Genomic DNA, 13,233 nt, shown 5'->3' on the forward strand with positions numbered 1-13,233 from the left:
GGTCTGCCGGTGCACGCCCGTTACCTGCCCGATGTCACGAATGCCCGCGTTTCGCACCAGCATCCGCAGCACCAGGGCTTTCGTCTCTGGCCTGCAGCCCGCTTTCTGATAGGTGTGCTGGAACTGCTTTTGGCAGCCACGGCACAGGAAATTCTGCTTGCCCGTGCACTTTACCCCGTTTTTCACTACTTTCACACTGTGGCAGTAGGGGCAGTTTATCTGGATAGTTATCTCGCACATAACTTCCTGTAAACACCCTTGCTGTCATACTTATTCCAATATCATACATTGTAGACCACAACCAAAAATTATAACGCCTGTTACATCTTATTGTGGGGTTCTGTTAAAGAATTCAGCCGGAGAGCCCTTCGGGACTCTATTTCATTTCGATCTTAAACGCTGCCAGGAACGCACTTCTGACTTTCCTTTACTTGAGGCCGCAGCCAGGTTGCTTTACCCTCATATATCATCTGAATAAATTCATGCTTTATAATGGCTGAAGTTACAGGCAGGGTAAAACCTTGTCAGCTAGCCAACACATACTTAGTTATACCTTCAGATTTATACTTATACTTGCTGGCAACTAAAACCAAACCCGCTATATTTGCAGCTTCAATGCAAGCTTATACTTTTGGAACGACCAGATAAGAAGAATATAGTCATTTTCGCTTCCGGATCAGGGAGCAATGCGCAGCGCCTGCTCGAGCACTTTGAGCACCACCCGCAAATACGCGTGGCCGCCCTGTTCTCCAACAACCCGAAAGCCTATGCCCTTAAAAGAGCCGAGACCTACCACGTCCCGGCTCTTTTGTTTTCAAGGGATGAGTTTTATAATTCCACTAAAGTACTGGAGCAGGTAAAGCAATTTAACCCTGATCTGATCGTGCTGGCTGGCTTTCTTTGGCTGGTACCGCAAAACCTTCTGCACGCCTTCCCGAATAAGATCATCAACATACACCCTGCTTTGCTACCAAAGTATGGTGGCAAAGGCATGCATGGCATAAATGTACACACCGCTGTGGTTCAGGCTGGCGAGGCACAATCAGGTATAACTATACACCGTGTAAACGAAGAGTATGACAAAGGGGCATTTATACTTCAGGAGTATTGCCCGGTACTACCCGACGATACCCCTGAAGAGCTGGCTGCGCGCGTACTGCAGTTGGAGCACAAGTATTTGCCTGAAGTAGTAGAAAAACTGCTACTGGAAAAAGACGAACTATAGAAATCAACCATCAACCCATACAAGCAACCCATGCAACCAGTCCAAATTAAATCAGCGCTTATTTCGGTATATTATAAAGACCGTCTGGAGCCATTAGTAGAGCTTCTGAAACAGCACAACGTAACTATATACTCTACAGGTGGCACACAGGCTTTCCTGGAGGAACAAGGTGCTGAGGTAGTAGCCGTAGAAGATCTTACTGATTACCCGTCTATTTTCGGAGGCCGTGTAAAGACCCTTCACCCAAAAGTGTTCGGGGGTATACTACACCGCCGCGACAACGAAAGCGATATTTCAGAGCGTGAAAAATTTGATATCCCGCCAATCGATTTGGTTATTGTTGACCTGTACCCATTCGAGGAAACTGTTGCATCCGGTGCTTCTGAGGCTGACATCATTGAGAAAATAGACATTGGCGGCATTTCGCTTATCCGTGCAGCTGCCAAAAACTTTAAAGATGTGCTGATCGTGTCGTCCAGAGAGCAGTACGATGACGTGATAAGACTACTGCAGGAAAAGAATGGCTCTACTGATTTGGAAGATCGCAAGCGTTTTGCTACCAAGGCGTTCGACGTATCATCTCACTACGACACGCACATTTTCAACTACCTGAACGCCGGCAACGAAGAGCAGCCATTCAAGCAAAGTGTGCGTGAGTCAACGCCACTGCGCTACGGTGAAAACCCGCATCAGAAAGGCACATTCTATGGCAAGCTAGACGAGCTATTTGAGCAACTGAACGGCAAGCAACTCTCTTACAACAACCTGGTTGATGTGGATGCCGCTGTTGCCCTGGCCGCTGAGTTTGACGAGCCGGTTGTAGCCATACTGAAGCATACTAACGCCTGCGGTTGCGCCACCGGCGAAACCATAAAAGACGCTTACTTAAATGCATTATCTTCTGACCCGGTATCTGCCTTTGGAGGTGTTATCATTGCTAACAGAAGTATAGACATGGCTGCCGCCGAAGAATTGAACAAACTTTTCTTTGAGGTATTAATTGCTCCATCTTTTGATGCTGATGCATTAGACTTGCTTAAGACAAAGAAAAACCGCATACTGCTGAAGCAGAATGAGGTGGAAATGCCGACAAAACAGTTCAAGACTCTACTAAACGGGGTAATTGAGCAGGACAAAGATTTGGCAACCGAAACAGAAGCCGACTTTAAAACCGCTACCAAACGCGAGCCAACTGCTGAAGAGAAAAAGGCACTGGTGTTCGCAGCCAAAGTTTGCAAGCACACCAAGTCAAACACTATCGTATTGGCCACAGATAAAATGATGTTCTCGAGTGGCGTTGGTCAGACTTCCAGAGTAGATGCCCTGCGCCAGGCCATAGAGAAAGCCAATAGCTTCGGCTTTGACTTAACGAAAACTGTGATGGCGTCGGATGCTTTCTTCCCTTTCCCGGATTGCGTGGAGATTGCTGACAAAGCAGGTATAAAAGCTGTAGTTCAGCCAAGTGGCTCTATCAAAGACCAGGACTCAATTGACTATTGCGACGCACATGGAATGGCCATGGTGATGACTGGAGTTCGCCATTTTAAACATTAATTCTCACCTTATACAATAACCCCAAAGCCCCGGCACTTTTAAGCTGGGGCTTTTTACTTTACTGCAAATTGAGTTATAGTTTTATACTTACAGTCCATCAGCGAACAGTCAGTGACTTGTTTCTACGAAAACAGAATTTAGAGATTTGAGAGTTAGAGGATTTCTGGCAACTATAAAACTATAGCTTGCAGGCAAAAATATAAACCCTGACTCAAGCTACACCAGATCCCTATACTCCGTCCGGTATAACAGAATAAAACTGTAATATTATTACAATCTCTCTACAAACACCCCGAATTACAAAAAGTGTACAGGCAACTATACTCCTACTCTAACTCAATTTATACTTAAAGCAAACGTTATACCCCTGAAAAACAGCAACAGACGGGCTTTTTCAAACTTAAATCGTAAAAACACACCCCTATACTAGTAGTACACTATAAATTCTATTTAAAATCACTAATTTTGCGGCGGGTTTATACTTAATATTTATAGTATATTTGAAATATAACAAGGGCTACCGCACGCCCGCACATATATAAAATGGGACTTTTCAATTTTCTTACAAGTGATATAGCGATTGACCTGGGTACGGCAAATACCCTGATCATCCATAACGATAAAATTGTAGTAGACGAGCCTTCGATTATTGCAGTAGACCGCACAACGGGCAGAGTGCTTGCTATTGGCCGCAACGCCATGCAGATGCACGAAAAAACCCACGAAAACATCAAAACCATTCGCCCGCTGAAAGATGGTGTAATTGCCGACTTCCACGCTGCCGAAGAAATGATCCGCGGCATGATCAAGATGATTGACACAGGCCGCCGTTTGTTTCAGCCATCGCACCGCATGGTAATTTGTATTCCGTCGGGTATCACAGAAGTTGAGAAACGTGCCGTACGTGACTCTGCACAACACGCCGGAGCCAAGGAAGTATGGATGATACAGGAGCCAATGGCAGCAGCTATCGGTATTGGTATTGACGTGGAACAGCCTATCGGCTCTATGATCGTGGATATCGGGGGTGGTACGACAGAGATTGCAGTAATTGCGCTTTCCGGTATCGTATGCGACCAGTCTATCCGTATTGCCGGTGACGTATTCACAAAAGATATCCTGGATTATATGCGCCGCCAGCACAACCTGCTGATCGGGGAGCGTTCTGCCGAGAAGATCAAAATTGAAGTAGGCGCCGCACTTACAGATATCGAAAACCCGCCAGCAGATTATGAGATCCGTGGCCGCGACCTGATGACCGGTATTCCGAAAGTTATCAAGGTAACTTACCAGGAAATTGCCATTGCCCTGGATAAATCTGTTTCTAAAATAGAAGAGGCTGTTTTAAAGGCGCTTGAGATTGCACCCCCTGAGCTTTCTGCTGATATTTACGACAACGGTATTCACCTGACAGGCGGTGGTGCGATGCTGCGCGGTTTAGACAAGCGTTTAGCTGCCAAAACCAAGTTACCGATTCATATTGCAGAGGATCCACTTAGAGCCGTAGTGCGCGGCACAGGTGCAGCCATCAAAAATATCGAAGGTTTTAAGAACGTCCTGCTAACCTAAAAGGACTAAATGCGGAATCTATTTGCTTTTATTTACCGGTTCCGTGCATTCCTGGTATTTGTACTGCTGGAGGTACTGTGCGTTTTCATGATCGTGCACTATAACACGTATCAGGGCGCAGCCTTTTTTAACTCAGCAAACAAATACATTGGGGAGGTACTAGAGTTCCAGAGCGGTATTACCGATTATTTCAGGCTAACGAACGTAAACAGTACGTTGGCCCGGGAAAATGCCGTGCTGCGCCAGGAACTGTTACAGTACCGCAAAGCAGCCCTCATTGACAGTGCCAGCACGCTGGATACCACCTTCTTTGCAAACACGGATACCTTAAAGCAGCGTCCTTTTATACTTCATGCAGGCCGTGTGATTAATAACTCTGTTCGCCGTACCAATAATACACTGACACTGGCCATTGGCACGGAAGACGGTGTAGAACCAGGTATGGGCGTTATAGCCAGCAATGGGGTTGTAGGCCGTATAAAAACTGTTTCCAAAAATTACTCAACGGCAACATCGCTGCTGCACTCGCAAATGCTGATCTCTGCCAAAATTAAAAAGAATAATACCTTCGGCACCATAAAATGGACCGGAGGAGACTATCGTACTGCGCTGCTGGACTATGTACCGCTACACATAGAGCCCGCCAAAGGAGACACAATAGTAACCAGCGGCTATAACACCGTTTTCCCGGAAGGTATTATGGTAGGCACCATAAGCTCAATCGCCAAAGAGCCGGACAGAAGTTTTTATACCATAAGAGTAAAGCTGGCAGTCGACTTTGCGCAGCTTTCTTATGTTTATGTAGTAGAAAACACGCAAAAAGAGGAGCGCGAAGAGTTAGAACAAAACGCAGGTATACTTCCAGATGAAGACTAGCATTGGCCTAAATAACATTTTGCAGTTTATACTGTTCGTAGCACTACAAATCATGCTGATGGATAACCTGGTGCTTTACGGCACGGGCTTTTGCTATATATATGTGGCGTTTCTGCTCTTTCTTCCCATAAATATTAACCGGCTGCTGCTGCTTTTCCTAGGTTTTCTGGTAGGCTTTACTGTAGATATTTTCTACGATACAATGGGCATACATGCGGCCGCCAGTGTGTTGCTTGCCTTTTTGCGGCCATTGCTTTTGAACCTTCTTACACCCCGCGACGGTTACGACATAAGCGATTCGGTAAACATCCATGTGATGGGCAAAGGCTGGTTCCTGACTTATACTTTTACGCTGCTATTAATACACCATGCAGCAGTATTTTTTCTGGAAAGGATAAGCTTTGACGATTTTTTACAGACGCTTTTGAAAATTGTACTGAGCGTGGTTTTTACCGGTATAGTGATGATCATACTACAGTTACTGTTCTTCTCACCCAAGAGAACGAGTAGAGTTTAAATGAAATACTTAGAAAACAGAAAATACATAATTCAGGGCATTTTCTTATTGGTAGGCGCCGTATTTGCGCTCCGCCTTTTCTATATACAGGTTGTGGACAGCAGCTACAAGCAAGCCGCCGAGACCAACGCCATCAAAACCATCATCCAGTATCCTTTCCGGGGACTGATTTACGACCGCAACGGACAGCTGCTGGTACAAAACACTCCTGTTTACGATTTAATGGTGGTACCCAAAGAGGTGAAGCAACTGGATACCCTGCGCCTAAGCAACCTTTTAGAGTTACCGCTGGATGATGTACGCGAAAGGCTGAAGAAGGCACGCGGCTTCTCTTATGTGCAACCGTCTATTTTTTACCAGAAGCTTACCACCCAGGATCTTGCCCATATCCAGGATAACCTAATCGACTTTCCAGGCTTTTACATAAATGCCCGTACGGCGCGTGGCTATCCGCACCAGAGTTTGTCGCATGCACTGGGTTATATTGCTGAGATCAGCCCGAAACAACTCGAAGACAGCACCTACAAAGGTTATCGCCCCGGCGACTATATCGGCAAAAGCGGAATAGAGCTGGAGTATGAGAAATACCTGATGGGTAAGCGTGGCGTAAAGTATAAGATGGTAAACGTGCGCGGTGTGGAGAAAGGACCATTTAAAGAAGGCGCCTACGACACCTTATCCATTGCCGGCCAGAACCTGGTTAGCACCATAGACCTGGACTTGCAGGCATACGGCGAAAAACTGATGAATGGCGCCAAAGGAAGTATAGTAGCTATAGAACCTGCCACCGGTGAGATTCTAGCCTATATCTCTGCCCCTTTCTACGACCCGAACCTGTTTACCGGAAAGGACTACGGCAAAAATTACATGCAATTACTCCAGGACAAGGACAAAACCATGTTCAACCGCCCTATCATGGCCGACCAGAACCCGCCTGGCTCTATCTTTAAGCTGGTGCAGGCCCTGATCGCTTTGGAAGATGGCGTAATTACTCCAAAAACGCAGTTTGCGTGTAACAAAGCGCTGGTAAATTGCCACCCACACCCTTCACCACTCGATCTTTACGGAGCAGTGCAGCACTCCTGCAACCCTTGGTTCTTCCAGGCTTATAGGCTGCTTCTGAACCAAAATAAGTCTAAGAACACCTTTACAGACACTTCTATCGGGTTAAAAGACTGGCGTGAGCAGGTACTTACGTTTGGCTTCGGACAGCAATTAGGCATCGATATCCCGGGAGAGAAAAAAGGCATTATTGCATCTCCGGAGATGTATGATCGCGTGTATGGCAAAAACCGTTGGAAGTACTCTACTATTTATTCGCTAAGTATAGGACAGGGAGAACTGGGGGTAACGCCACTACAGATGGCAAATTTTATGGCCATTGTAGCCAACCGTGGCTATTACGTAACGCCACATATTATACGCTCGGTAGGCGAAGACGGCAAACCCCTAAAAGAGTACCAGGAACGCCATTATACTTCGGTTACACCGCAGCACTATGAGCCGATTGTGGCAGGTATGGCCGAGGTGGTACGCGCAGGTACAGCACGAAGAGCTAATCTGGCGAAAGTAGGGATAGAAGTGTGCGGTAAAACTGGTACAGCTCAAAACCCACAAGGCGCTGACCATGCTGTGTTTGTAGCCTTTGCTCCTAAAGACAATCCGAAGATCGCGATCGCAGTTTATGTAGAGCACGGTAAGTGGGGTGGGCAATCTGCCGCGCCTATCGCCGGTTTGATGATAGAGCAGTACCTGACTGATACGGTTACGATCAAAGAGCAGGAGAAGTGGGTGCTAAGCCGTGAGTACCTGAACATTAAATCGAAGTAAGCCATGGGTGCAGAGCAGCAAGTTTTACCAAAGTATAAAGTAGCCACGCGCAGTAGCCACCGCACGCCTAACCTGCTTACCCACCACTTAGACTGGGTAACTATACTACTATACTTCCTACTTGTAGCGATGGGCTGGATGAACATTTATGCCGCTGTTTACAGTCCCGATAATATTGTAAACATCTTTAGCATGGACATCAACTCAGGTAAGCAGCTGCTATGGATCGGTCTTGCTCTTATCCTGATATTGGTTATCCTGATCGTTGATTACAAAGTATACGAACACCTGGCATACCCAATTTACGGGGGAATCATACTTTTGCTATTGGTTACGCTTGTTATCGCAAAACCAATAGCAGGCTCCAGATCGTGGCTCGACCTTGGAGGAGGCATACGTTTACAACCTGCAGAATTGGCCAAGTTTGCCACGGCACTCGCGGTTTCAAAGTATCTGAGCAGCGTAAACCTGCGCCAGCAAAAATTCAAAGACCAGATGGTGTTGGCTGCCATCACCTTTGTGCCGCCGATTATCATTGTACTTCAAAATGAAACAGGATCGGCCCTGGTGTTTGGCGCATTTATACTTGCGTTCTTCCGCGAAGGCATGTCGCCGCTTATACTTATAATAGGCAGTGTTGCAGCCGCCATATTTATACTTACCCTGCTGGTGCCCAAGCTTTACCTTATTATAGGGGTAATTTTGCTGATGGGAGCGGCTGTGTGGCTTGATTACCGCCTGATGCGCCGATTAAAAACCATGGTTGCCATGCTTGTTCTTATCGTGGGCATGATCTTCAGCGTGGATTACTTTGTAAACGACATCCTGCAACCGCACCAGCAAAACCGTATAAAGGCGCTTATAAATCCTGAGGCAGACCCGCTGGGCTATGGCTGGAACGTAACACAATCTAAGATCGCGATAGGTTCTGGCGGCTTTTGGGGCAAGGGCTTTTTAGAAGGTACTCAGACTAAATTCGACTTTGTACCCGAACAAAGCACCGACTTTATTTTTTGCACGATCGGCGAAGAACACGGCTGGATAGGAAGTACCGTTCTGCTCGGCTTGTTTGTATTCCTTCTGATCAGGATCGTAAGCATTGCGGAACGGCAGCGCTCTGTATTTGGGCGCGCATACGGCTATTGTGTAGCCTCTATCATCTTCTTCCACTTTCTGGTTAATGTGGGCATGACCATTGGCCTGGCACCTGTGGTAGGTATCCCGCTGCCGTTTTTTAGCTATGGAGGTTCGTCATTGTGGTCGTTTACGATACTGCTGTTTATACTTATTGCCCTGGACGCCAACCGCGCCAAAGACTTAGCCAGGTAAAACCCCTCTTAAGGTGCAGACGATCTTTCGGCCTGCAGCACAGATAATCCGTCTACCCTGACTGGCTGTGCTGCTACTGCATGGTTGGCAACAGCCGTTGCATCCGGAATGTATACTTTGCCATTGTACCAGGCCTGCAGTTTCTTCTTTACAACCCTGGAAGTGCTATGCTCTATGTTGCGGTTAATAAAAGTAGCCAGCAATGTTATACCTACAAAGATGACCGCTACCAGCACTATATGCACCAGTATATTCTCTGTGGCAAACAAACGCCTGAATGTTAACCCTATTTCTTGGTGCAGCAGATAAAATGGGTAAGATATCTCGCCTAAAAACAGCAGCCATTTATACTTTTGCAGGAAAGCCAGCCTACCCATTACCAGCAGCGTAAATAACCCAAAAAAGCCACAGATCACAGCAATTTCTATACTATGGTTAAAGTAGGACAGGTAACTGCCGTAACCATACATTAAGGCTATGCCCAGGCAAAGTATAAGGCCAGCAGCATGTATTACCTTTACTTTCTGGGCCAGGTAAATATGGTAGAAGATAATGCCCGCCACAAACAGGTTAAAGTACTTTACCACCGCCTGTACATTCTTTTCGATGCCTCCTAATTCGGGATTCAAAAACAAGCCACCCAATGCCAAAGCCATCATAGCCCCAGTCCAAAGTTTAACCCGGTTTACCATGCCCAGCATCAAAGCCGCAAAAACGATCACATAAAAAACTAATTCCTCTGTTAAGCTCCAGTAAGCACCGTCCACGTTCTTTTCACCTAAAAAAGCCTGAAACATGGTAATGTTATAGATCAACTGTTTAACCGTTACGTCTCCCCTGCCAAAGTATAAAACTGCAAATGTGATAAACAGGCACACCCAATAAGTAGGATATAACCTGGAAAATCGGGCAATCACAAAGTCGGATGGTTTCTTTACACTTTTAGCGGTCAGGAAAATAACAAACCCCGATATGATGAAGAACAAGTGTACTCCGAGGTAACCGTAATCAAACAACTGGAAGTGAAACAGGAAAACAGCAAAAGCGGCCAAGCCGCGAAGGGCATCAAGTTCTTTAATTCTCATATACTAGCAAACATAAGGGTGGGCAGTAACATGTGTTCATATGCAATGCTGCCGAGTAGTTAACAATTTCTCCGGAGGAGAGTTGGAAATGTTATACCTTGTATATATGATTTTGTTACTTGATTTGTCAACTTAAATCTGTTATAAATTTAGGTTGCATCTGATTATCTTTAAGCTTTCTTAACAGATATATGCCCTTAGCTTCAAAATACTTCAATCATTATTTTTATACTATAATGATTGTAATTGGTATGTACACTGTCTTACCATTCTTATTGCTCAGTGTTTATAACCAACCTTCTACAGATGACTTTGAGTATGCCATAAGAGATAACCAGGCTAGCTTTATTGCGACTCAGATAGACACCTACCTTAACTGGTCTGGCAGATATTTCTCAACTATGGTTTCCAGGATCAACCCAATAAGATTCGACTCATGGTTTTGGTACAAAGCAGGCTCATTACTATTTCTGTTGTTATTTCTAACTACTTTATATTGGCTGATTTCTACTCTATTTGACAAGCTAAAAAGAATACAAAAACTTGCCTTTACTGCGTTAATTACAACAATATATCTTAGTCACCTTCCCGATGTATCCAGAGGATTGTATTACATGACGCATTATTTTGTGTATCAACTTCCTTCAATTTTCACGATTCTTGCCTTGATATTGATCATAAAGTTCTTTAATCCTGAGGGCCAAAGGCATAGGACACTCTACCTTGTAAGCATTTTAATAATTTGTCTCGCCATTATTGGGACCAATGAACTGTCATTAGTATCAGTATTATCTATAATAACGCTGATACTAATACAGTTGGTGAAGCAAAAGCATCAGGCGTTACAATATATTTTGATACTTTTTGTTTTTTGTGTAACAGCCAGTGTGGTGATGGTTTTGGCTCCTGGCAACTATCAAAGAATGGAACTTAACTCCGGTGACACCGGAAATTTTACATGGTCTGTACTCGCCTCGCTTATACTTATTCCTACTTATTTCTATAAATGGGGATTAGTTTTAGTATCTGCCTCCATACTGTACGTGTTGCTATGGCCGGACATTAGTAGTTCTACAAGCTACAATAGCGTTTTCAAAGGTTCTTTGTGGCTGACTGTAGCATTTTTTTTGGGTACACTTTTTCTTATGAATTTTACCTACGCCTGGTCTACAGGGGCTGTACCAAAGCCTAACGTTGAGAATGTTATATATTTTTATTTTGTGCTTGGCTGGTTTTATATCTTACATGCCTTATTAGAGCTACACTATAAGCAACCCCCAATTAGTAGACACAACTTTGTGCTTTACCTCGCTGTACTTTTCCTTTTTCTCCGGCATGTTATTAACATTGATAATAATATAAGCACTGCATACCTTGATCTTCTATCTGGTAAGGCTGCTAAACACAATGATGAGCTTAACAAGCGTTATGCACTTTTAAAATCATCTAACTGTCAGGTTTGTATAGTTGAGCCACTTACAGACATGCCTAAAAGTTTATACCTATACGATATCACCCAATACATCCCAGCAAAAGATTCGCCTATAAACAGAACTCAAAAGTTATTTTGGAATAAAAAAGGTATTTACTTGTCTAAACCAGGCCCCTCAGGCTGGCCAACTGATGAGAGCAACCTGGAAACGCTTCATTCAATAGGACGCCAAATCAAACACAGATTACTGGGGCAATAGGAAATTAATCCTCCCGAGAAATTTGCACGCTGAGCAAGCACAGGAATACAAGACGCAATTGTCTTATCCAGGTTTTACAAACATCACGCTCCATGTTCCGGTGTATGTTCTCTACATCCTGAAACACTGCATAAACTTCCAACTTGTCAGGCTACGCGCCCTCTTTATACCCATTGTAAAGTCTAGCCTATCACTGGCAGAGATGTGCTTTAATGAGTTTGGACAAGAGCATGCTGGGTGTAGAACACAACCTGCTCCAGCCCTTATAAAATTGCCTGCAATATCTGAGATTATATAAAGTATTTATTGTTGCGTTATAACTATTTAACTCTGATGTATATAAACTCAGGCTACAACAAATACTGTCGTTTTTTTAATAGCGGGTAAAAAAAAGACTAAGTCTCGCCCTTCTATTTTCCATTCCCCACCATGCCTTTTTGCAGTTGGAATGAGGGAGGCTTGGGATTTATCAAAAATTTTAAAGCGTGTAACGCAGTAAAAGAGAAACTACCTGTGGCATATTCTCTAGTGAAAGTAAGACTAGCAGCATTGTAAAAATATTTAAAAATTTATTAAAATGATTCTATGCAATCAATTATCCCTGGTTTGCCTACTTAGGCTGATTATTTATTTTAAATGGTCAGAATAAGTACAATCACAGTGATTTAAATACAATATTTTATATAAAAATTTATCTTTTAGTGTAACATTATCCTATGCTTAAGTGTATCTGTTGTCTATATGTTTAACCATTAATGTTATAACTCTTATGAGAAAAATTCAATTACTGGGAGCACTGGTTATCCCAACGTTGCTAGCTGTAGGCTGCACAGAAGAACAGGACACCGTGGCCCCGCTGGGGGCGTCTAACCTGTCAGAAGCCACTGGTAACGGCGCACCAAGTGGCGCTCACTACACCCTTAACATCATTGGAGTGCCAAAAGGCAAGACCGCTCCGATGGACGGCAACAACGGCCACCGCATCTTCGTTAACATGGAGGGCAATACGAAGATTAACCTGCAGAACGCAGACCTGACCGACGGTGCATTCCGCGTGTTGGATGCCAACGGCACGGACAGCGACGGCGCACTGTTCCAGTTGCCGAGCGCAGACCTTGACAACGACGGCATCACGTCTTACTCGGTGTACGCGCGCGCGCTGGGCAAGCCGGGCGGCTCGTCTACCATGACCACCTGCGCCACTGATCCCACGTTGACTGATGACCCGACAACTCCGGAAGACGAAACGCAGGTGTGCAGTCTGGAGTCACTGGTGAGCCTGCGCGAGAAAGGCGGCTCTAAGTTCCAGAACGTATCTAGAGACCTGCTCTACATCTACGCCGACCTTGACGGGGATGGTACTACGGAGCGCGTGCCGCTGTTCGATGACCGTTTAGAGGACTACTACTGGAGTTATGACAACAACGGCTTAAAGGTGCTGCAACTGCGCTTCTACGACGTGCCAACGGATGTCAACTAGTATTGAGTTCATTGTTTCATTATTGTAAATGTAAGCCGTTGCCTTTTAGGTAGCGGCTTTTTACTTCATCTTTACTG

The 13,233-nt window shown here is 44.9% G+C and carries 11 protein-coding genes; 9 read left to right on the plus strand and 2 right to left on the minus strand.

Going from position 1 to position 13,233, the window contains the following annotated elements; genetic code table 11:
• Positions 1–240, minus strand: a 240-nt coding sequence (locus tag K0O23_RS20465) for a transposase-like zinc-binding domain-containing protein (RefSeq protein ID WP_394371676.1), incomplete at its 3' end; no start/stop codon positions are given.
• 391 nt (positions 241–631) lie between these two features.
• On the opposite strand from K0O23_RS20465, the gene purN reads away from it, so the two are divergent.
• The 7 genes from purN (at position 632) to rodA (ending at position 8,900) form a co-directional block, all read left to right on the plus strand.
• Positions 632–1,225, plus strand: coding sequence for a phosphoribosylglycinamide formyltransferase (gene purN, locus K0O23_RS02305; protein WP_219875781.1), 594 nt, complete (start codon positions 632–634; stop codon positions 1,223–1,225).
• 30 nt (positions 1,226–1,255) lie between these two features.
• Positions 1,256–2,779, plus strand: a complete 1,524-nt coding sequence (purH, locus tag K0O23_RS02310; RefSeq protein WP_219875782.1) for a bifunctional phosphoribosylaminoimidazolecarboxamide formyltransferase/IMP cyclohydrolase — start codon at positions 1,256–1,258, stop codon at positions 2,777–2,779.
• Between the two features lie 543 nt (positions 2,780–3,322).
• A complete protein-coding gene (locus K0O23_RS02315; protein WP_219875783.1) occupies positions 3,323–4,348 on the plus strand; it encodes a rod shape-determining protein in 1,026 nt (341 codons plus the stop codon).
• A gap of 9 nt (positions 4,349–4,357) precedes the next feature.
• Positions 4,358–5,224, plus strand: coding sequence for a rod shape-determining protein MreC (gene mreC / locus K0O23_RS02320; RefSeq protein WP_219875784.1), 867 nt, complete (start codon positions 4,358–4,360; stop codon positions 5,222–5,224).
• A complete protein-coding gene (locus K0O23_RS02325) occupies positions 5,214–5,741 on the plus strand; it encodes a hypothetical protein (RefSeq protein WP_219875785.1) in 528 nt (175 codons plus the stop codon). The genes mreC and K0O23_RS02325 overlap by 11 nt, the downstream gene beginning before the upstream one ends.
• A complete protein-coding gene (gene mrdA / locus K0O23_RS02330; RefSeq protein ID WP_219875786.1) occupies positions 5,742–7,571 on the plus strand; it encodes a penicillin-binding protein 2 in 1,830 nt (609 codons plus the stop codon).
• A gap of 3 nt (positions 7,572–7,574) precedes the next feature.
• Complete coding sequence (gene rodA / locus K0O23_RS02335) at positions 7,575–8,900, plus strand: rod shape-determining protein RodA (protein ID WP_219875787.1); 1,326 nt, start codon at positions 7,575–7,577, stop codon at positions 8,898–8,900.
• An 8-nt stretch (positions 8,901–8,908) separates the two neighbouring features.
• On the opposite strand, the gene K0O23_RS02340 is transcribed toward rodA, so the two are convergent.
• Positions 8,909–9,985 (minus strand): acyltransferase family protein, encoded by a 1,077-nt coding sequence (locus K0O23_RS02340; RefSeq protein WP_219875788.1) that lies wholly within the window; start codon positions 9,983–9,985, stop codon positions 8,909–8,911.
• A 191-nt stretch (positions 9,986–10,176) separates the two neighbouring features.
• Between K0O23_RS02340 and K0O23_RS02345 the strand changes: the two genes are divergently transcribed.
• Positions 10,177–11,676, plus strand: coding sequence for a DUF6056 family protein (locus tag K0O23_RS02345; protein WP_219875789.1), 1,500 nt, complete (start codon positions 10,177–10,179; stop codon positions 11,674–11,676).
• 769 nt (positions 11,677–12,445) lie between these two features.
• Positions 12,446–13,156: a hypothetical protein gene (locus tag K0O23_RS02350; protein ID WP_219875790.1), complete on the plus strand. Its 711-nt coding sequence runs from the start codon at positions 12,446–12,448 to the stop codon at positions 13,154–13,156.
• Positions 13,157–13,233: the final 77 nt, after the last annotated feature.

The organism is Pontibacter aydingkolensis (assembly GCF_019443125.1).
In the GTDB taxonomy this organism is placed as follows: domain Bacteria; phylum Bacteroidota; class Bacteroidia; order Cytophagales; family Hymenobacteraceae; genus Pontibacter; species Pontibacter aydingkolensis.

Coding starts and splice junctions, on each gene's coding strand:
- K0O23_RS02345 (WP_219875789.1), top strand. CDS start 10,177: ATGCCCTTAGCTTCAAAATACTTCAATCATTATTTTTATACTATAATG.
- purH (WP_219875782.1), top strand. CDS start 1,256: ATGCAACCAGTCCAAATTAAATCAGCGCTTATTTCGGTATATTATAAA.
- K0O23_RS02315 (WP_219875783.1), top strand. CDS start 3,323: ATGGGACTTTTCAATTTTCTTACAAGTGATATAGCGATTGACCTGGGT.
- K0O23_RS02350 (WP_219875790.1), top strand. CDS start 12,446: ATGAGAAAAATTCAATTACTGGGAGCACTGGTTATCCCAACGTTGCTA.
- mreC (WP_219875784.1), top strand. CDS start 4,358: ATGCGGAATCTATTTGCTTTTATTTACCGGTTCCGTGCATTCCTGGTA.
- rodA (WP_219875787.1), top strand. CDS start 7,575: ATGGGTGCAGAGCAGCAAGTTTTACCAAAGTATAAAGTAGCCACGCGC.
- K0O23_RS02325 (WP_219875785.1), top strand. CDS start 5,214: ATGAAGACTAGCATTGGCCTAAATAACATTTTGCAGTTTATACTGTTC.
- K0O23_RS02340 (WP_219875788.1), bottom strand. CDS start 9,985: ATGAGAATTAAAGAACTTGATGCCCTTCGCGGCTTGGCCGCTTTTGCT.
- mrdA (WP_219875786.1), top strand. CDS start 5,742: ATGAAATACTTAGAAAACAGAAAATACATAATTCAGGGCATTTTCTTA.